The following is a 19,769-nucleotide window of genomic DNA, read 5'->3' on the forward strand; positions in this document are numbered from 1 at the left end:
CTTCTTAAATCTATGAGTTCATTAATGAATTGGTGGAGCAATCGTGATGCCCGCGTGGCTAAACGGCACATCTTTAGAGATATTGAGGCGAATCAAAATCGAGGTCATCGCTTCGATGCAGCGCGCGCTTTCTGCTAGCCCTGCATTATAGGTTTTCACGTCAAGTTGATTGATAACTGCCATGACCTTTTTCTTGGCATCTAACTGATTGCCGCAGACTAAAATGTCGCAGTTAATCGGGCGCGATAAATCATTTAATGTTGTGGCAGAAACATTGTGCAAAGCACCGACAACCGGGATAGCATCGCCGAGTAGTGCTTGTGCCTCTTCTGTTGCTGAACCTTGTTCGGGCATCGCCATTTTTTTAGGATTACCAGGGGCGAGCGGCACGACAATATCAACCAAAATTTTGCCAGTGAGCTGCGTTTTGATGGCATCTAGGGTGGCGTTGTGCGCCGCATAAGGAACGGACAAAATGACGATGTCACCTGCGTGCTCCACGGCTGCATTATTTTCAAGGCCAATAATTTCGGCACTGCCAACGGCGAGCTGACGATTTAACTCTTGCGCGCACAGCTCGGCACTTTCTTGGCTTCGTGAGCCAATCACCACCGGGATGCCAGCGGTAGCAAATCGCAGGGCTAATCCTTTACCTTGCGGGCCTGTTCCGCCAAGAATGGCGATAGAAGTCGAATGGGTCATCGAAAAAGATCCTCTTGTTTCGGACGAATAATTTGAGAAATATGGCTGTGTTGGGGTGTCCAGTCTAAGCCGCGAAAGATCATCACTGGGCATTTGGCGTCTTTGTCCATCAAAAGCCCCGATGCCGCCGCTAATTCATCAGCGAAAGCCGGCGCCGTAACCTTGAGTGGGCGACCCCACGCATCGTTTTCACCAAACAGAGTTTTAATGGTGGGCACATTCGCCACGCCAATGGCGACATTGGTTTGCCCCATACGCCAAGGGCGCCCAAAGGTGTCGCTGATCACCAACCCGAGCTCAGTGTGATAGTAGTCTTCAAGTTCGGTGCAAAGCTGCTGTGCGCTGCTGTCTGGGTCATCGGGCAGGGTGATAAGTCGTCCAGGGCGATCCGCGTTTGATTCATCGACTGCAGCGTTGGCACAGATAAAACCAAGTTTGTGCTCGGCAATGATGATGCCTTCGTCTTGATTTGGGCGTTTAATATGGCGCAGGATTCGTGAGGATTGTCGTAGGATCACTTCGACTTTTCGTGGGTCTTTATTGACTTCACGAGCAAGTGTCATCGCCTCGTCAGTCGGAGTAACATCGTCCAAATCATACATGGCCCCCTCGCACTTGGAGACCGCTTTATGCGCGATCACCAAGATATCCCCACGTTGTAAAGATTCACCTTGTGCCGTTAAGGCGTTGATAATTTCTGCGCCAAGCGCCATACCCGGCGTAAAGTCGGGGAGGTTATTGACCGCAAACATGGCCATAGAGCGAGTTTGGGAGGCGGATTCCTCAAGATAAGCCAGTTCACTCATAGCAAAACTCCTTGGCTTGGGTGGGTTGATACCAATATTGCAGGTCAGCACTGACATCAATATCGAGACTCAATTTCTCGAGTGTTAGCCGTTTCACGCTCAAGCCATTTTGATGAGCCTGTGCGAGGTGGCGCATGGATGACTGAATGCCAAAACTGGGAGAGATCGCATTGGGCGGCGTGGTCATTAACGCGTTGGTCCCGCCATCTTTTGCTGCGGCAATCACTACTTGCGCATCACTGAATCCGAGTTCAATCAAATAACGAATCTCAAGAGGGTCAAGGTGGCCAATATCGGCAGGTAAAATCAGTTGGCTATCGAAGCCGGCGTTCAGGCTCCATTGTGAGGCTTGCTCAAGTGCATGATTGAGCCCTTGCTCTCCTTGCTCTCCTTGCTCGATGAGTACGGTTGCGCCCATTTTCTCGGCTATTTGCGCGATATAGCGGTCTTCCGTGACGACCAAAATGGGCGTTTTAGGGTGTTGAACGGCTAAGAATTGCAGCGTATTCCGAAACAAGGTTAAGGCCAAAGCCTCGCGCTGCTCAACACTTAACACGGGTTTAAGCCGCTGTTTGGCGCGTGATAAGCCTTTCATCGGGATGACGATATTGAGTGATTTTGTCATGCGCAGGCCCTGCTATTTTTATACGGTAACTTGAATGCATCACAGGCTCGTTCAACGATATGACTCATTACCTCGATGCGGCTTGGGCGTTCGGTCATCAGCGTGGGGGTACAAATCACCGCTGTACCGAGCTTTTCAATGGTGGGTTTGAGATGTTGGTCTTGCTCATCAATGATCAGAAGGTCAATTAACCCCTCGTAATACTGAGCAATGCCAAGAGAATCAGCGCGCAGATCCATCTCTTGCATCATTTTAGCGGCAGGACCTTTTACCGCTTGGCCGCCAATTAGAGGAGAGATGGCAAGCACAAGGGCAGTGCTGCTTTCCAGCGCACTACGAATACCCGGAATGGCCAGAATTGCGCCGATACTAAGCAGCGGATTGCTGGGGGCAATAACAATGATTTCCGCGTTTGCAATCGCCTCTAGCGCTTCTGGTGTTGGTTTAGCAAGGTGAGCATTGTGATAGCACACTTGCTTGATTTTAGGTATGCAGCGCTCGGCAACAAAATAGTTTTGAAAATCCAGCCAACCGAGTTCAGTATCCAGTTGAGTGGGCACTTTATCGTCGGTTGGCAGCAAAATTGGAATATCGACACCGTAGCCTCGGGCCACGGCTCGGGCAATATCACTGGCTCGAACGCCCGCTTGGCGCTGGACGCTGCGATAGATATGAGTGGCAAAGTCTAAATCACCCAAATGCATCCAAGTGTCACATCCTAACTGTTGCAGTTGTGACAACACGCGGTTTGAGTCTCCTTTTAATCCCCAGCCTTGCTCGCGATCAATGGCATCGGACAAGGTATAGGTGAGGGTATCAATATCGGGTGACACCCATAGCCCGTGAAAGCGTTGGTCATCACCGATATTGCCAATAATTTTAAGTCCTTCGCGGTAATCGCTATAAGCAAGGCCTTCTGCCGCTTTTGCGCCTCCGACTCCCCCGGCGATGAGTGTAATGGCGGGGCTGCTCATACTGTGGCTCCAAAATGAGCGATTTCCTGAGCGGGAAGACGAACTGAGCTTGCGTTTTCCAGCGGGTAGGCTTTAAGGACCTCATAGCGAGTATTACGCTGAACTGCATTGAGGCCCGCTTGATGAATCATTTCGACCATATCTTCTGGGAAGACTTCTTGCCCATTTTCTCCGCCCGCCGAGCGCGAGATGCTTTCGTTCATCAGTGTCCCACCTAAATCATTGGCGCCGCAGCGTAGCATTTGCGAGGCGTCGGCATGGCCAAGTTTGACCCATGAAGCTTGGATATTGTTTATCTCCCCTTGGAACATGATTCGTGCAACGGCATGCATTTTGAAGTTTTCTTCGCGGCTCGGTCCTGGGCGACATTGCGCTGGATTCTCGTTAAACAATTTGGTTTTGTAATGAATAAAACCCAGTGGAACAAACTCCGTAAAGCCACCGGTTTGACGTTGAATATTACGCAAAATATTCATGTGCGCTGCCCACTGTTTGGGAGAGTCGATGTGCCCATACATAATGGTGGCGGTGGTTTTGATTCCGACCTGATGCGCCGTTGTGATGATCTCAACCCACTCTTCGGTACTGAGTTTGTTGTGCGTTAGTTGTAAGCGAACATCGACATCTAAAATTTCTGCTGCCGTACCAGGCATGGTATCTAAGCCACACGCTTTCAAATCGGTTAAAAACTCGTGGTACGACACATTGGCTTTACGAGCGCCATACCAAATCTCAAAGGGTGAGAAAGCATGAATATGCATTTTAGGAAGCACCGCTTTGATGCCCAAAACGATGTCACGATAGAAATTGGCACTCATTTTGGGATGCAAACCGCCTTGAATACATACCTCGGTGGCTCCTTTGTCCCATGCTTCTTGTGCGCGTTCTACCACTTCTTGAATTGAAATAAATTCCGCTTCTGCATCTTTTATGGGTTTTGAGAAGTTACAGAATTTACATGCCATGTAGCATACGTTGGTAAAGTTGATATTACGCGTAATGACAAAGCTACCTGTATCAGGGCAGTGACGTTGACGCACGATATCTGCGACAGTCAATAAGGCTTGATAGTCGTGGTTTTGTGCCGAGAACAGGGTCTCTGCTTGCTGCTCTGAAATCGCTACGCCATCCAATGCTTGTTGCAAAATAGGGGCAATGTGCGAGGAGAGGTGTTGCCACTGGATATCGTCTCGATGAGAGGCGGTTGAAATCATTCCTTGATTTAAAAACATGATGTACTCCTTAACTGAAATCACAAATGACATTGCTGCGCGGCCAGTCCGTTATGGGCCGAGAGGGCAGATAAGCGAGTGGCGATGTCCCGGTCTAGATATTGACTGGGTTGATTGAGGTAGGCGGGATATACCGTCAATCGCTCTTTTAATCCATGACCTGCTCGTGCGCAGGTTTGAGCGAGCTGCTCGATTTGCGGCCAAGCACGTTCTGGATTGATGAAATCACGCGTTAGCGGGGAAATACCGCCCCAATCATTGATGCCGGCCTCTAAATAGTCCTGATGATCCTGCTCGAGATTGGGCGGCGCTTGTAAGCTAATGCTTGGGTCCAAAATAAGACGAGCGGCAGCCAGGGTAAGCAACATCTCTTGGCGAGTCGGCTCACAAGCGTTGGCCATTCCGGTGCCGGGTTTAGCGCGAAAATTCTGAATAATAACTTCTTGAATATGCCCATACTGTTGATGAATACGATTGATGGCATACAGGCTATCGATGCGGCTTTGCCAATCTTCCCCAATACCAATCAACAAGCCAGTTGTGAAAGGGATATCCAGTTTGCCGGCGGCAATGAGGGTATCTAGGCGGCGCTGCGGCGTTTTATCTGGGCAACCATGGTGGGCTTGACCACGTTGCATCAATTTATCGGTGAGACTTTCAAGCATCATACCCATTGAGCCAGCAACGGGACGCAGCATCTTAAGCTCGTCATAGCTGAGGGCTCCCGCGTTAATATGCGGCACTAAAAGGCTGCTGTCTAATACCAGCTGAGCCATGTCGCGAAGGTAGTCAAGGGTAGTGCGGTAGCCTTGCTGTGACAGCTTATCGCGTGCGAGTTGATAACGTTTTTCTGGGCGCTCTCCCAAACTAAAAAGAGCCTCTTTGCATCCCATGGTTTGACCTTTTACGACGGTACTCAGGACTTCATTAGGGGTCATCAAGTGCGCTTGCCCTGAATCGGGCGTTTTCACAAAGGTACAATAGCGACATGTATCGCGGCACATGTTGGTCAGCGGGATAAACACTTTTCGTGAATAAGTCAGAGTTGTCCCCCAATGGGTATCGCGAATCACACGAGCTTGTTTGAGTAACTGCTGCTGTTGCTCAGGCGAAGCAAAGGGCAGTTGGTAAGCATCATCTTGGCTTAATGTGGTCATAACTCAATCCTTTGAGAAGCAGCAAATCCGTATGCGGCAAAGTTTTACCAATTGGTATAATTTTATTGTTAGCATGATTTTTACCATTTGGTAAAGTTAAAAAATGCATGTTTATTTTGGTGCTTTTATGGATCAAATTGGTGCTAAAAGTAACGAAAATGAAGGGAAGTGAGTGGAATTTGGTTCCATGCAAAATGAAGGCAAACCCACACTGAGAGTAGGTTTGAAAGCGATGGTTGATGGTGTTTTTTTGTACTTAGTGATTTAAAAATAAACCATGACGCCGATCACACTATGCAACCGATTACTGACGTTATGAACTCAGTAAAAAAATTATTTTGCGCCATTTTGGTGAGTTTTATGAATTTTTAATTGGACTTGGGAGCCACAATGCCGCGTAGAATCATTTGAGTAAGAAATTCGGTGGCATTGGCAAAGTCGTTATCATCAAGCTGATGTTTACTCATGACCAAGTGAATTTGCGCAGAGAAGTCAGCGTAAGTCTGGGTTGCCGCCCAAATCGAGAAAAACAAATGCTCAGGCTCAAAACAACGCAGGTAACCGTTGTCAATCCACTCGCGTACCAACTCGATATCACGTTCAAACAGAGGCTTGAGGTTTTGTTGTAGGTAAGGTTTGATCATCGGTGCGCCTGAAATAATCTCTTGGGCGAACACTTTCGATGCGTCAGGATAATCCTGAGAAAGTTTTAATTTGCCGCGAATGTAGTTGGCAATCACGGTTTCTGGTGACCGGCTTTGGTCATCACTGAACGACATGCTTTCCAGCCACAAATTGACGATGTTTTGCAGGACGGTGCGATAAAGGATTTCTTTGGACGAAAAATAATAAATGACATTCTGCTTGGAAATGCCAATTTGTTTAGCAATTCGGTCCATTGACGCTCCACGATAACCAAACTCGGCGAAGACCTGCTCAGCACCACGCAGAATTCTCTGCTCCATTGCAATACGATTGGCTGATGGGACCCCCGATTTGGTTCGACGCGAATTTGCAGGCAGAGAGGCAGAAGAGTTATCCATAGGTACATCCAACATCTAGATAATTTTTGTTTGTTCTAAGGCGCGAAGAAACTGTTGTACTAACCGCGTCGGCTTAGGTGACTTTCGGTGAATGGCCGTGAACTCGCAGTGATATGCAAACTTAGGATTATTCACCTGACACAGCATACCACCTTGTACCAGAGATTGGGCGAAATGATCGGGCAAAAATCCGAGGTAGCGTCCAGAACCAATCAATGTCGCGATGCCTTCTTGGTCTGTGGACCCGGCGTGTTTGATTAAGCCAAGGCGTTGACCGGTTTCCATATTAGGGCTACTGAAACTCAATCCTGCGTATGGCTGAGCGAGTACCTCCTCATCACTGACTGCCGTTCGTCGTTCAAAAAAATCATGCCCCTTGCCGCAGTACAAGTGCATCTGTTCCCCAAACAGCGGCGTGTAATGCAAGCTCGCAGAGCGGCGGTGGGGCGGAATGATGCCAACGTGATATTCGCCTTCCAGTACGCCTTTTTCGATTTCATTGACTGGAACCACATGAATCTCTATCAATACGTCCGGTGCTTGCTCCACGTAACGAGCGATGGCTTCATTGACGCGGCATTCGGGGTTGGTGATGGTTTTATCAAACATGGCGATCACCAACCGACCTTTTAAAGTTTGATGCAAATCGTTGACTTGATGGCGAAAATCTTCCAGAGATTTGACCAAACGTTTGGCAGCATCGTAGATGTTTTCCCCTTCACTGGTTAGAGAAAATCCGGCTCTTCCTCGATGGCACAGCACTAAACCAAGTCGTGTTTCCAAATCTTTTAAATGTCGACTGATGGTCGAGCGGCCAATGTTCAGCTCCATCTCTGCGGCACTCAAACCGCCGCACTCAACGACGGCCATAAAGACTCGCAGCAGGCGAATATCGGCGTCGGTTAACTGTCCTAGTAGTGCTTTCATTGTTTCATAAACATCAATCTTTGATTCGATAAAATGTAATTTATCAAACAAAAAAACTTGCATAAAGTGATTTTAAGCCGAGGAAACGGCGCTAAACAGCGAAGGAGCTAGGAAGCCATGGAAACACAAGTCACGCAGAAAGGACTCGATGCGTACTGGATGCCGTATACGTCCAACCGCCAATTCAAGGCGGATCCGCGTATGATTGTCGGGGCGAAAGGTGCGTATTACATTGATGATAAAGGCCGTGAGATCTTTGATGGATTGTCCGGGTTGTGGACCTGCGGAATGGGGCACAATCATCCCGAAATTGTTCAAGCTGTGGGCAAACAACTTAGTGAATTAGATTACGCGCCTGCGTTTCAATATGGTCACCCCAAGGCCTTTGAATTGGCGGAGCGATTAACCGAATTAACACCGCAAGGTCTTAACCGTATTTTTTACGTAAATTCAGGCTCAGAGGCGACCGATACCGCAACCAAAATCGCGCGTGCCTATTGGCGTGTCAATGGTCAGCCGACCAAAACGCGCATCATTGGCCGAGCAAAGGGGTACCACGGAGCCAGTTGGGGTGGGATTAGTTATGGTGGCATTGGCGGCAATCGTAAAATTTGGGGTCAAGCCATGGAAGCGGATCACTTGCCTCACACTTGGCAACCTTCTCAAGCTTTTTCTCAAGGCATGCCCAAAACCGGCGCAGAGCTCGCTGATGAGTTACTCGAACTGATTGCGCTGCACGATGCTTCAAATATCGCGGCGGTCATTGTTGAACCAATGTCAGGGTCTGCGGGCGTTATTGTTCCCCCCGAAGGGTATCTGCAGCGCCTTCGCGAACTATGCAGCCAGCACAACATTTTACTGATTTTTGATGAAGTGATCACCGGCTTTGGTCGTACAGGTAACTATTTTGCTTCACAAACTTTTGGAGTAACACCGGACATGATTTGTTCAGCCAAACAGATCACCAACGGCACCGTGCCGATGGGGGCGGTGATGGTTCAAGACGACATCTATCAGGCGTATATGGCAGCAGCTGGCGCGGCCCACAATATTGAGCTGCCTCATGGCTATACCTACTCCGGCCATCCAGTGGCCTGCGCGGCAGCGTTAGCAACATTAGATTTACTTGAAAAACATCAATTTATTCCTCGTGTTGCGGAATTGTCTCCACATTTCGAGCGCGCGATCCATACCTTGAAAGGCGCTCAGCACGTTGTCGACATTCGAAACTTTGGTTTTGCTGCGGGTATTTCGATTGCGCATCGTGATGGAGACCCTGCAATCCGACCATTTGAGATCGCTCAGAAGCTTTGGCAAAGCGGGTTTTATGTGCGCTACGGCGGAGACACCATTCAACTTGGCTTGCCGTTTTGTACTGAACTTAATGAGATGGATCGTTTGGTGGACGCGATAGGAGACGCTATCAACAGTGTCTCGTGACCATCAAAGGTACATGGTTTGGGTGGGTAATGAGCTAACGTGTTACCCGCAACAGAGTGAGTTAATCGTTCATTGGCATTGTGCTTGATACCGACAATGCATAACAACTAGGAAGAATATTATTATGAACCAAGGAATTGGTCATCTGATCAATGGCGAACTTTTGCATGACAGTGTCACAACTCAGCCTATTTATAACCCGGCGACGGGGAAAGAGTGCGGTCAACTGCCGATGGCCAGTCGAGCAGTAGTTGAGCAAGCGTTATCTGCCGCCAAACAAGCCTATCCCAGCTGGGCAGCAACACCGCCATCAGCGCGGGCGCAAGTCATGTATCGATTTAAAGAGTTACTGGTCCAGCACCAAGATAAAATTTGTCAATTGATCACGCTTGAGCATGGCAAAGTGCTCAGTGATGCCAAGGGCGAACTGGCGCGTGGGATTGAAAATGTCGAGTATGCGTGTGGCATTCCTGAATTACTCAAGGGGGAGCACAGCCGCAATGTCGGAACCAATATTGACGCTTGGAGTGAGTTTCAACCCCTTGGAGTCGTAGTCGGGATTACGCCATTTAACTTTCCGGCGATGGTGCCTTTGTGGATGTGGCCATCTGCCGTGATGTGTGGCAACAGTTTTATTTTAAAACCGTCAGAACGAGATCCAAGTTCGGTGCTTTATATTGTCGAATTAGCCCATCAAGCCGGGCTGCCCAAAGGCGTGCTTAACGTTGTTCATGGCGGGGTGGATGTCGTCAATCAGCTCATTGACGCTCCCGAAGTGCAGGCGGTGAGTTTTGTTGGGTCAACCCCGATTGCCGAAGCCATATACCAGCGTAGCGCTGAGCAAGGAAAACGTTGTCAGGCTCTGGGCGGAGCCAAAAATCACGCTGTGGTGATGCCAGATGCGGATTTGGATATGGTGACTAACGCGTTAATGGGGGCGGCGTTTGGGTCTTGCGGTCAACGTTGTATGGCTATCTCCGTCGCCGTCACCGTTGGTGATCACGTTGCCGATGCCTTAATTCGTCAGCTGACGCCAAAAATCGAAGCGTTACAAGTGGGCCCGGGTACTGATGAAAGTAATGAAATGGGGCCAATCATCACCGCTGCTCAGAAGCAAAAAGTCATTGATTACATCGATGAAGCGTGTGCGCAAGGCGCCTCTTTGCGGGTAGACGGTCGCACCAAAACTGTGCCCGATTATGAGTCAGGGTACTTTTTAGGCGGCACTCTATTTGACAATGTCACGCCAGAAATGACGATTTATCAACAGGAAGTTTTTGGGCCGGTGCTTGTTGTCGTCAGGGTTAACACGCTAGAGCAAGCGATAGAACTTATTAACCAGCATGAATATGGGAATGGAACCTGCATATTTACTCGTGACGGAGAAGCAGGACGCTTCTTCTCAAATTATGTGATGGTTGGCATGGTAGGGATAAATGTGCCGTTACCTGTTCCAGTTTCTTACCACAGTTTTGGTGGTTGGAAACGCTCTCTGTTTGGCGATCTTCATGCCTACGGACCGGATTCGGTACGTTTTTACACTCGGCGCAAAGCCATTACCCAACGTTGGCCATCTCGGGGAGTGAAAGACGGCACGCAATTTTCTTTCCCAAGCTATTCCGAGGAATAGCACGCAATCTGGCGAGTCCGAACAGAACTCAATCAATGAGTCGGCGGCGCAGCCAGAATTTTTTTGCTCTTGAGTTTTACCATTTGGTAAATCGAGGGCCCTTACTTCGAGAATGTGCGTATTGGTCCCGGGTGAGCTGCTGTACCCAGCTCGGGGGGGAACGAACGGAAAACTCCGATTCGAACAGAAATAAAAGGATGTTATATGCAAGATTTACGAGTTAACGGAACGCGACTTTGGGATAGCCTAATGGAGATGGCCCAATTTGGCTTAACGGAAAAGGGCGGTTGTAATCGCTTAGCGGCGACGGAGCTAGATGGTAAGGCACGTGACCTATTTGTTCAGTGGTGTGAGGCGTGCGGTTGCACGGTGAGCTATGACTGCTTTGGTAATATCTTTGCGCGCCGAGAAGGCAAAAATAACGATTTGCCAGCGGTTGCGACCGGAAGTCACCTAGATACTCAGCCGACGGGCGGTAAGTTTGATGGCGTATTTGGCGTACTGGCTGGGGTAGAAGTGCTGCGCACGCTGCATGAAAACAATGTTGAAACCGAAACGCCAATGGAATTTACCGTTTGGACCAATGAGGAAGGCTCTCGTTTCCAACCTGCGATGCAAGGTTCGGGGGTGTACGTTGGGCGTTTTGACCTTGAAACAGAGCTTAATAAAACTGATGTCAACGGTATTCGCCTGAAAGATGAACTAGAGAAAATTGGTTATCTGGGCGAAGCTCAGCCTGGCAGCCGTCACTTTGGTGCTTTTTTTGAAACGCATATCGAGCAAGGGCCAATTCTTGAAGATCAACAGAAGACCATTGGTGTTGTGCGCTTAGGGCAAGGCATTCGCTGGTACAACGTCACCATTAAAGGCCAAGAAGCCCACTCAGGAACCACGCCGATGTACCTGCGCAATGATGCTATGGTGGCCAGTGCGAAAATTATGGCTGAAGTGGGAGCCATCGCGCACCGTTATGACAACGGTCTCGGCACCGTTGGCTTCGTGCAAGTATACCCCAATTCACGCAATGTCATACCCGGCGAAGTGACGTTTAGCGTCGACCTACGTAACCCCAACCCTGATGTGCTCAAAGAGATGGATGAGGTTTTTCAATCCTACTGCCAAAGCGTCGCCGCAGAGCGCAATATCAGCGTCGATATCGATCATTTCTGGTACTTCGCGCCAGTCGAATTTAGCGCTTCAGACGATGTCAAAAAGGCGACCGATGAACTTGGCTATTCCAATATGGATATCTACGCCGGTGCAGGTCACGATGCCTGTTATATGGCAGACCTTGTGCCAACAGGCATGATTTTCACACCTTGTGAAAATGGTATCAGTCACAACGAAATTGAAAACACCGCACCTGAGGAATGTGAAGCGGGAGCAAATGTGTTGCTGCATACCATGTTGGCCGCCAGCAAACGGATTGCTGAGCAACAAGAAACGCTTTGCGAGTCTGCAAGCTGATCACTGATGCAAATGAAATGACTCAATTGGATGAGGAAACGATCATGGATACCAAAATACAAAAAGTGGGTGATTTTTATGAGCTCGATGTCGGGCAGGATTTAACCCAAAGTAAAAATTTCAATGATGATTTGGCACCCACTAAAATCAAAGAACGCACATGGAGTAAATACAACGTGGCCGCGCTGTGGGTCGGCATGTCGATTTGCGTGCCCACTTACACCTTGGGTGGCGTATTGACTGCCTATTTCGGATTATCAGTACTTGAAGCCTTGTTTACGATTCTTATCGCTAACCTTGTGGTACTGATTCCTTTAACCTTGAATGCCTTCGCAGGGACGAAATATGGTTTGCCTTTTCCGGTACTGCTACGCTCTTCGTTTGGCATTTTTGGCTCTAATGTACCGTGTCTGATTCGCGGTTTGGTTGCATGCGGCTGGTTTGGAATTCAAACCATGTTCGGTGGCTTAGCCATACACTTGATGTTGTCAGAAATCTCGTCAGGCTGGCAAAGCCTTGGCGGTGCGGGGGAAGTTTATGGCTTCTTTATTTTCTGGGCGCTGAACATTGGGGTGGTGCTAAAAGGGTCTGAATCCATTAAGTGGCTTGAAACACTGGCAGCCCCGTTACTGCTTGCGGTTGGGGTTGGCCTTATGATTTGGGCAAGTGGTCATGTGTCGGTGGGAGAATTGTTGGCAACGCCTGCAAGCCGTCCTGAAGACGCGGGCTTTGCCAGTTACTTCTTCGCTGGGTTGACGGCTATGGTTGGGTTCTGGGCGACACTTTCGCTAAACATTCCAGACTTTAGCCGATATGCTAAATCACAAAAAGATCAAGTGGTTGGGCAAATTTTGGGCTTACCGTTGACCATGTTTTTCTTTGCCGCGCTTGGCGTGGTGTTAACCGCAGCCTCTGAGCCGCTGTTTGGGCAAACCATCTCTGACCCCATCACCTTAATTGGCCAAATTGATAGTCCGTTTTGGGTCTTTGTGGCCATGGTCTTGATTGTGATCGCCACATTGTCTACGAATACGGCGGCCAACGTTGTCTCGCCAACCAACGACTTCCAAAACATTGCACCTAAATACATTAATCACACGCGTGGCGTTTTACTGACTGGCGTGATTGGTATTTTGCTGATGAGTTGGGAGTTGATTAAGAAAATGGGCTGGGTTGAATCGGATGTCAGTGTTGAAGCCATGTACTCCAATTGGCTTCTTGGCTATTCAAGCTTACTTGGCCCCATTGCTGGGATCATGATTGTTGACTATTTCCTAGTGAAGAAGCAGCAGTTAGATGTCATTGCACTGTACAAAGAAGACGCGTATCCGGCGATTAATGTGGCTGGCTTTGTTGCATTCTTTGTCCCTGTGCTGTTTACCATCATGGCGATCAGCTTTGATGTGATGACTTGGTTTTATAACTATGGCTGGTTTACCGGCGTCGCCTCAGGCGCGGTCATTTACTACCTTGTGTCACAAGTACAAACCCAGCCGGTGATGTCGACATCAGGCTTTAAAAAAGCATAAACATGGATGAAAAAGCGAATAGGCACATCGCGCCTATTCGCTCAAAGAGGGAACACAATGAAACTACTCATTCAAGGCGGCACAGTCGTCACTCATGATCAAACCTATGTTGCCGATGTCTATTGCGTCGATGGCAAAATTGAACAAATTGGATTGGATCTCAACATTGGCGAAGTCGATGACGTGGTGGACGCCACCGGTAAGTTAATCATGCCAGGTGGTATTGATCCTCATACTCACATGCAATTGCCATTTATGGGAACCGTTGCTGCTGATGATTTTTCTTCAGGCACAGCCGCGGCGCTGGCTGGTGGCACCACGACGATCATCGATTTCGTGATTCCCGCGCCGCAGCAACCATTAATGGAAGCCTACCACCAGTGGCGTGACTGGGCAGAAAAAGCGCAATGTAACTACTCATTCCATGTGGCCATTACTTGGTGGGATGATTCTGTGCACGCCGATATGAAAACCCTTGTGGAAGACTATGGTGTTAACAGCTTCAAGCACTTTATGGCTTATAAAAATGCCATGATGGCCACGGATGATATCTTAGTGAATAGCTTTAGTCGTTGCTTGGAACTGGGGGCTATCCCAACGGTACATGCTGAAAATGGTGAGTTGGTTTATCACCTTCAACAGCAACTGATGGAAAAGGGGATCACTGGCCCTGAAGCGCATCCAATGTCACGACCAGCCAAAGTGGAAGGCGAAGCGGCAAGCCGCGCGATCAATATTGCGGGCACGCTGGGTGCGCCGATCTATTTGGTGCATGTGTCGGTAGAAGACTCGGTTGAAGCGATTAAGTACGCAAAAAATAATGGCCAAATAGTGTTTGGTGAATGCCTTGCGGGTCATTTAGTGGTGGATGATAGCGTGTATCAATCCAAAGATTGGGATGTGGCTGCCGCGCATGTGATGAGCCCGCCGTTTCGTCCCAAAAAGCACCAAGAGGCGCTGTGGAATGGGCTACAAAGCGGCGTTCTGCAAACTACCGCAACCGACCACTGTGCCTTTTGTGCGGAACAAAAAGCGATGGGGAAAGACGATTTTACCAAAATTCCCAATGGCACCGCAGGTGTGGAAGAGCGTTTGATGGTGTTGTGGGAAAAAGGGGTGAATCAAGGCCGTTTAACACCGAATGAGTTTGTGGCAATCACTTCGGCTAACACTGCGAAAATCTTCAATCTTTTTCCAAGTAAAGGCAGCATTACGGTAGGTGCAGATGCCGATCTCGTGGTTTGGGATCCTAATGCTCAAAAAACCATTTCTAGCCAAACCCATTACTCGAAAATCGAACACTCGATCTTTGAGGGTATGACCGTCAACGGAATGCCGGATACCACGATTTGTGCAGGTAAAATTGCATGGCAACAAGGTTCACTCAAAACCGCACCGGGTGATGGTCAATATGTTAAACGCAGCCCGTATGCCGGTTATTATCAAAGTCAACTTAAGCGTAATGAGTTGGCTGAACCTCACGCGGTCGAGCGTTAATTTCCTCCCTGTGACTATGTAGAGATACGAATTCTTTATCTCGCCCGATGCTTGTGATAGGCATCGGGTCTTTTTGCTGTTTGCAATTTTTCTCTGCGATTGGTTAATCTCTCGGCGCTGTTTCAATTTCTTTGACCTAGAACAGGTTGGGCATGGCCTCTTCAAGCTAAAAAGTTAATGAAACTTAAGTCTTTTTTCTAAACTCTGATACTCAAAAATCACGCAAGCTGACAGTGTGAGCGGCTCGTCATATTGCAACGCTAAGATTGAGTTCGCAGTGGCAAAAGCTAGTATTAATCTGGTGGACCAGAGGGAAGGAAATTACGTGGAATTAGAGATTTATCAAGTTGATGCGTTTACTAGCCACGCATTTAAAGGAAACCCTGCAGCGGTATGCATTACGGAAAATGGGCTCGATGAGGCGCTGATGCTGAAAATTGCCAGTGAAATGGCGGTGTCAGAAACCGCGTTTTTGTCGCTCAGTGATTGGCGTTTACGATGGTTCACGCCGCAAACCGAAGTGGCGCTTTGTGGCCATGGCACTCTCGCGACTGCGCATGTTTTGCGTAAGAAGGGATTGGCGCATGAAGGCGATATTTTGGCCTTTCATACTCAATCCGGCATCCTCAATGCAACGATTTTAAGTGATGCGATTGAGCTGGATTTTCCTACTCCCCACCTTGTTCAGTGTGTTAACCCTGATCCGGCGTTGTTAGGCGCGCTGGGTTTGACACGCTCACAGGTTGTTGATAGCTATAGCTTTGAAAGTAAATTGATGCTGGTTGTTGAACGTTCGGAAACGGTACATGCCATCGCTCCTAATTATGAACAGCTAAAGCAATTAAAAGGTCGAGGCGTGGTGGTTTCGGCTCAGTCAGAGCAGCCAGAGACGGATATTGTTTCGCGCTATTTTGCGCCCTGGGTTGGCGTTAATGAAGATTACGTGACTGGTTCTGCGCATTGCGCCTTAGCCGCATATTGGTCAGAAAAGCTGAATAAAGCAGTACTTTGTGGTTATCAGGCCTCTTCTCGCGGTGGTGTCATCAATATGGAACTGCAGGGTAATCGACGCATCAAATTAAGTGGGCAAGCGGTGATTGTTGTGCATGGAAAATTGTTGATCCCACCGAGTGATCGCTAGGTGCTATGCGTTTTGTGCATAGAGTAAATGTCAAAGTTTCATTTTTTTCATGTTTTAGCTATGACTACAATTGCCGTGGTTAAACTTTATCGAATTACACACGTCATCTCATGACGATATGGAGAACAGAATGTTTAATGCTCTGATTTTAAACCAAGAAGATAAACGTACCATTGCAAATGTTGAGCAGATCGAGACTGCGCAATTACCCGAAGGTGATGTGTTAGTTGAAGTTGATTACTCATCACTCAATTATAAAGATGGTTTGGCGGTTACCGGAAAAGGAAAAATCATTCGTCAATTCCCGATGGTGCCTGGCATCGACTTTACCGGGACTGTCGTCGAGTCAGCGAATGAACGTTATCAAGCCGGTGACCAAGTGGTCCTTACCGGTTGGGGCGTTGGTGAAAATCACTGGGGCGGCATGGCGCAAAAGGCACGTGTAAAATCAGAGTGGTTAGTCCCTTTAACTGAAAAACTCAATGGCAAACAAGCGATGATGGTCGGAACGGCCGGATTTACCGCCATGCTATGTGTTCAAGCCATCCTTGATGCGGGCATCACCCCCGATGCAGGTGAGATCTTAGTGACAGGTGCGAGTGGCGGTGTGGGCTCTGTCGCAGTTACCTTACTCAACGAATTGGGTTATCAAGTTGCGGCAGTAACAGGGCGCGCGGCTGAAAATGGACCACTGCTTGAACAACTTGGCGCCAAACGCGTGATTGAGCGCAGTGAATTTGAAGAGCCTGCACGTCCGCTTGAAAAGCAAGTTTGGGCTGGTGCTATCGATACGGTGGGCAGCAAAGTCTTGGCGAAAGTTCTTGCACAGATGGATTACAACAGCACCGTCGCTGCCTGTGGTTTGGCGGGTGGCTTTGATTTACCGACAACCGTGATGCCTTTTATTTTGCGTAACGTACGTTTACAGGGCGGATTCCGTGAATTGTCCTTATGAGAAGCGTGTTGCGGCGTGGGATAAGCTGGCTTCTCTGTTACCGGCAAGCTATTTCCAGCAGGCTTGTTCTGAAATTACGTTAGAGCAAGTTCCTACATTTGCTGAATCGATCACTCAAGGCCAAGTAACCGGACGTGTGGTGATCAAGTTATAATCTGGCTAGATTAAACCAGTAAAAAGCCATGGTATCCTAATGCCATGGCTTTTTATCCGTCATCAAATCAAGTTTCTAATCCCATATCTTCAATGCGCTTTGCAATCAAACGCCCACACTCCTGACTCAGGGTTTTTCGAAGCCACGCTTGGGCTGGTGAATGGTCGCAGCGTGGATGCCAAATCATCGAATAGTCAAACGCCGAGAAATCAAACGGCAGTGGTTTTACCACTAATCCGTAACGTTCGCCGACCAAGTAAGCTAAGTCGGCAGGGACAGTAATGATCAGTGGCATCGTTTCAACTATCGCCAGTGCCGTTTCCAAATGATAAGCGCGAAGTACCATGCGTCGTGAGGGCTGTGTCGCTAGGGCATTATCGATTAATGCTTTGACACCATCACTGATGGCAATCATCGCATGCGGATACGATAAATAGTCATCAAGAGTCATGGCTTGGTTGGCGATAGGATGCTGCTTTGATACCAGACACATGACACCAACGCGGCCTAAAAACTCACTACGTAATGGCGCGACTTGTAGTGTTGGGCGACAAATCGCTAGATCAGCTCCTTCATGGCTGAGTTGTTCAGCAAGCTTGTTATGGCGAAGTGGAATCAGTTCAAGGGACAGGTGGGGAGCCTCTTGATAAATTCGAGGTAGAGCAAAAGGCAGTATAGTTTGCATCGCATAATCGGTCGTGGCGACTTTGAAGGTTTGACTGCATGTCTTGGGATCGAATTCGTTTGGTGACAGTAAACCGAGAATTGACTCCAGCGGTTGTTGCATTGCTTGATTGATCTCTAACGCTTTTTGGGTGGCAACTAGGCGCTGGCCTTGACGAGTAAATAACGGGTCATCTAACAACTCGCGTAGTCTCGCGAGTACTCGGCTCATTGCAGACTGACTTAGGTTTAAACGCTCGGCTGCTCGGCTGACACTGCATTCTTCAATCAGTACCCTTAGTGCTACAAGCAAATTTAAATCGCGGCGATAGATATCTTCAAGTTTCATGACGGCTTTACGGCTGGGATGATGTACGCAGTGTAACCAATTTCTCGACCAAGCGAGTAGTGTTTATGAATGAAGGTTATTCGTTAATTCGATATCTATTATAAATAATTGGAAGTTTTTGAATAACGCAGGCTCGCGTAGTATAGCTGTCATCATTTTAGGTGTGTAAGCACCAAACGATAAAGCGAAGAAATGAAAAGCGGCTGACGCTTCTATCCTTGTGATTGCTCACGATGCACGTTAAGTGATTCATCGTTGTGGATGGCATTTTAGTCATTAAATTTGAAGAATAAAGAGGTGTTTATGTCGGCTCTATTTGAACCGTTTACATTAAAGTCTGTCACTCTGAAGAACCGCATCGCGGTGCCGCCTATGTGCCAATATAGTGCTGAAGATGGCTTGGTCAATGACTGGCACCAAGTGCATTATGCGGGTTTAGCCCGTGGTGGAGCAGGTTTAGTGATTGTTGAAGCGACAGCCGTATCACCAGAAGGGCGCATTTCGCCTAACTGTTTAGGACTGTGGAATGAAGAACAAGCCAAAGGCTTGGCAACGATTGCTCAATCAATTAAAGATAATGGCAGCGTACCGGGTATTCAAATTGGTCATGCGGGTCGTAAAGCAAGCGCAAATGCTCCATGGAAAGGCGATGATCATATTGACTCTGCCGATCCTCAAGGCTGGGATACTATTTCCCCATCGGCTGTTGCATTTGGTGCCAATCTACCTAAACAGCCAAAAGCGATGACCGTTGAGGATATTCAACGTGTTAAACACGATTTTGTTCAAGCGGCGATTCGTGCTCGTGACGCGGGCTTTGAGTGGTTAGAATTGCATTTCGCCCACGGCTACTTGGCGCAAAGCTTTTTCTCCGTTCATGCCAACCAGCGTGATGACCAATATGGTGGTAGCCCAGAAGGTCGTGGTCGTTTCTTACTTGAAACATTAGAAGCTGTGCGCGAGGTATGGCCTGAAGAGTTGCCATTAACTGCACGTTTTGGGGTGATTGAATTTGATGGACGTGATGAAGAAACATTGCAGGAAGCCATTGAATTAACCAAACAGATGAAGCAGCGCGGGCTCGACATGCTGAGTGTTAGCATGGGATTCTCGACTCCGGACGCACAAATTCCTTGGGGGCCAGCATTTTTAGCCCCTATCGCAGAACGTGTTCGCAAGGAAACCGGGTTACCAGTAGCCTCAGCATGGGGCATTGATAAGCCGCAAGACTCAGAACGTGTTGTGGCAGAGCAGCAGCTTGATGTTGTCATGATTGGGCGTGCGTATTTGGCGGATCCTCATTGGACTTACCGTGTTGCCAAACAGTTAGGTATTGAGAAACCATCGTGGACATTACCTGCGCCATATGCACACTGGTTAGAGCGTTACGCGTTAGCCGATTAATGCGCAGCGTATGCTAGTATAAAAGCCCGGCCAAAGAGCCGGGCTTTTACTTTAATGATGTTGAGTAGCCAGAA

The 19,769-nt window shown here is 48.3% G+C and carries 16 protein-coding genes and 1 pseudogene; 8 read left to right on the top strand and 9 right to left on the bottom strand.

The features are described from left to right. Positions 1-21: 21 nt before the first annotated feature. From npdG to M1D72_RS12815, 8 genes are all read right to left on the bottom strand, one after another. Positions 22-702, bottom strand: a complete 681-nt coding sequence (gene npdG, locus M1D72_RS12780) for an NADPH-dependent F420 reductase (protein ID WP_456297121.1) — start codon at positions 700-702, stop codon at positions 22-24. After that, on the bottom strand, positions 699-1,508 hold the full coding sequence (gene cofE / locus M1D72_RS12785; protein ID WP_456297122.1) for a coenzyme F420-0:L-glutamate ligase: 810 nt from the start codon (positions 1,506-1,508) through the stop codon (positions 699-701). Before cofE ends, npdG begins: the two co-directional genes overlap by 4 nt. Next, positions 1,501-2,133: a 2-phospho-L-lactate guanylyltransferase gene (gene cofC / locus M1D72_RS12790; RefSeq protein ID WP_456297123.1), complete on the bottom strand. Its 633-nt coding sequence runs from the start codon at positions 2,131-2,133 to the stop codon at positions 1,501-1,503. The genes cofE and cofC overlap by 8 nt, the downstream gene beginning before the upstream one ends. Next, positions 2,130-3,107 (bottom strand): 2-phospho-L-lactate transferase, encoded by a 978-nt coding sequence (locus M1D72_RS12795; RefSeq protein WP_456297124.1) that lies wholly within the window; start codon positions 3,105-3,107, stop codon positions 2,130-2,132. The genes cofC and M1D72_RS12795 overlap by 4 nt, the downstream gene beginning before the upstream one ends. After that, complete coding sequence (gene cofH / locus M1D72_RS12800) at positions 3,104-4,339, bottom strand: 5-amino-6-(D-ribitylamino)uracil--L-tyrosine 4-hydroxyphenyl transferase CofH (protein WP_456297125.1); 1,236 nt, start codon at positions 4,337-4,339, stop codon at positions 3,104-3,106. The genes M1D72_RS12795 and cofH overlap by 4 nt, the downstream gene beginning before the upstream one ends. A 20-nt stretch (positions 4,340-4,359) precedes the next feature. Continuing rightward, the gene (gene cofG / locus M1D72_RS12805) at positions 4,360-5,496 is read right to left on the bottom strand and encodes a 7,8-didemethyl-8-hydroxy-5-deazariboflavin synthase CofG (RefSeq protein WP_456297126.1); all 1,137 of its coding nucleotides are present in this window, start codon (positions 5,494-5,496) and stop codon (positions 4,360-4,362) included. Positions 5,497-5,864: 368 nt separating this feature from the next. Further along, positions 5,865-6,539, bottom strand: a complete 675-nt coding sequence (locus tag M1D72_RS12810; protein ID WP_456297127.1) for a TetR family transcriptional regulator C-terminal domain-containing protein — start codon at positions 6,537-6,539, stop codon at positions 5,865-5,867. A 15-nt stretch (positions 6,540-6,554) separates the two neighbouring features. Next, the gene (locus M1D72_RS12815) at positions 6,555-7,466 is read right to left on the bottom strand and encodes a LysR family transcriptional regulator (RefSeq protein ID WP_390190507.1); all 912 of its coding nucleotides are present in this window, start codon (positions 7,464-7,466) and stop codon (positions 6,555-6,557) included. Positions 7,467-7,583: 117 nt separating this feature from the next. Between M1D72_RS12815 and M1D72_RS12820 the strand changes: the two genes are divergently transcribed. The 7 genes and pseudogenes from M1D72_RS12820 (at position 7,584) to acuI (ending at position 17,279) form a co-directional block, all read left to right on the top strand. After that, positions 7,584-8,906 carry an aminotransferase class III-fold pyridoxal phosphate-dependent enzyme gene (locus M1D72_RS12820; protein ID WP_456297128.1) on the top strand — a complete coding sequence of 441 codons (1,323 nt, stop codon included), beginning with the start codon at positions 7,584-7,586 and terminating at the stop codon, positions 8,904-8,906. Positions 8,907-9,030: 124 nt separating this feature from the next. Then, complete coding sequence (locus M1D72_RS12825) at positions 9,031-10,536, top strand: CoA-acylating methylmalonate-semialdehyde dehydrogenase (protein WP_456297129.1); 1,506 nt, start codon at positions 9,031-9,033, stop codon at positions 10,534-10,536. Positions 10,537-10,740: 204 nt separating this feature from the next. Beyond that, positions 10,741-12,003, top strand: a complete 1,263-nt coding sequence (locus tag M1D72_RS12830) for an allantoate amidohydrolase (RefSeq protein ID WP_456297130.1) — start codon at positions 10,741-10,743, stop codon at positions 12,001-12,003. A gap of 44 nt (positions 12,004-12,047) precedes the next feature. Next, positions 12,048-13,532 (top strand): NCS1 family nucleobase:cation symporter-1, encoded by a 1,485-nt coding sequence (locus M1D72_RS12835; protein WP_456297131.1) that lies wholly within the window; start codon positions 12,048-12,050, stop codon positions 13,530-13,532. A 57-nt stretch (positions 13,533-13,589) separates the two neighbouring features. Continuing rightward, the gene (hydA, locus tag M1D72_RS12840) at positions 13,590-15,029 is read left to right on the top strand and encodes a dihydropyrimidinase (protein ID WP_390190501.1); all 1,440 of its coding nucleotides are present in this window, start codon (positions 13,590-13,592) and stop codon (positions 15,027-15,029) included. 325 nt (positions 15,030-15,354) lie between these two features. Continuing rightward, a complete protein-coding gene (locus M1D72_RS12845) occupies positions 15,355-16,170 on the top strand; it encodes a PhzF family phenazine biosynthesis protein (protein ID WP_456297132.1) in 816 nt (271 codons plus the stop codon). Positions 16,171-16,300: 130 nt separating this feature from the next. Beyond that, positions 16,301-17,279 (top strand): annotated as a pseudogene (acuI, locus tag M1D72_RS12850) (acrylyl-CoA reductase (NADPH)). A gap of 67 nt (positions 17,280-17,346) precedes the next feature. Here the strand turns inward: acuI and M1D72_RS12855 are convergent. Further along, positions 17,347-18,291 carry a LysR family transcriptional regulator gene (locus M1D72_RS12855; RefSeq protein ID WP_456297133.1) on the bottom strand — a complete coding sequence of 315 codons (945 nt, stop codon included), beginning with the start codon at positions 18,289-18,291 and terminating at the stop codon, positions 17,347-17,349. 303 nt (positions 18,292-18,594) lie between these two features. Between M1D72_RS12855 and M1D72_RS12860 the strand changes: the two genes are divergently transcribed. Beyond that, on the top strand, positions 18,595-19,695 hold the full coding sequence (locus M1D72_RS12860) for an NADH:flavin oxidoreductase/NADH oxidase (protein WP_390190496.1): 1,101 nt from the start codon (positions 18,595-18,597) through the stop codon (positions 19,693-19,695). Positions 19,696-19,769: the final 74 nt, after the last annotated feature.

Source organism: Vibrio sp. AK197 (assembly GCF_053903115.1).

What these genes read in the sequence shown, in the direction of transcription:
- npdG (WP_456297121.1), bottom strand. Translation starts at nt 702, where the DNA reads ATGACCCATTCGACTTCTATCGCCATTCTTGGCGGAACAGGCCCGCAA.
- cofE (WP_456297122.1), bottom strand. Translation starts at nt 1,508, where the DNA reads ATGAGTGAACTGGCTTATCTTGAGGAATCCGCCTCCCAAACTCGCTCT.
- cofC (WP_456297123.1), bottom strand. Translation starts at nt 2,133, where the DNA reads ATGACAAAATCACTCAATATCGTCATCCCGATGAAAGGCTTATCACGC.
- M1D72_RS12795 (WP_456297124.1), bottom strand. Translation starts at nt 3,107, where the DNA reads ATGAGCAGCCCCGCCATTACACTCATCGCCGGGGGAGTCGGAGGCGCA.
- cofH (WP_456297125.1), bottom strand. Translation starts at nt 4,339, where the DNA reads ATGTTTTTAAATCAAGGAATGATTTCAACCGCCTCTCATCGAGACGAT.
- cofG (WP_456297126.1), bottom strand. Translation starts at nt 5,496, where the DNA reads ATGACCACATTAAGCCAAGATGATGCTTACCAACTGCCCTTTGCTTCG.
- M1D72_RS12810 (WP_456297127.1), bottom strand. Translation starts at nt 6,539, where the DNA reads ATGGATAACTCTTCTGCCTCTCTGCCTGCAAATTCGCGTCGAACCAAA.
- M1D72_RS12815 (WP_390190507.1), bottom strand. Translation starts at nt 7,466, where the DNA reads ATGAAAGCACTACTAGGACAGTTAACCGACGCCGATATTCGCCTGCTG.
- M1D72_RS12820 (WP_456297128.1), top strand. Translation starts at nt 7,584, where the DNA reads ATGGAAACACAAGTCACGCAGAAAGGACTCGATGCGTACTGGATGCCG.
- M1D72_RS12825 (WP_456297129.1), top strand. Translation starts at nt 9,031, where the DNA reads ATGAACCAAGGAATTGGTCATCTGATCAATGGCGAACTTTTGCATGAC.
- M1D72_RS12830 (WP_456297130.1), top strand. Translation starts at nt 10,741, where the DNA reads ATGCAAGATTTACGAGTTAACGGAACGCGACTTTGGGATAGCCTAATG.
- M1D72_RS12835 (WP_456297131.1), top strand. Translation starts at nt 12,048, where the DNA reads ATGGATACCAAAATACAAAAAGTGGGTGATTTTTATGAGCTCGATGTC.
- hydA (WP_390190501.1), top strand. Translation starts at nt 13,590, where the DNA reads ATGAAACTACTCATTCAAGGCGGCACAGTCGTCACTCATGATCAAACC.
- M1D72_RS12855 (WP_456297133.1), bottom strand. Translation starts at nt 18,291, where the DNA reads ATGAAACTTGAAGATATCTATCGCCGCGATTTAAATTTGCTTGTAGCA.
- M1D72_RS12860 (WP_390190496.1), top strand. Translation starts at nt 18,595, where the DNA reads ATGTCGGCTCTATTTGAACCGTTTACATTAAAGTCTGTCACTCTGAAG.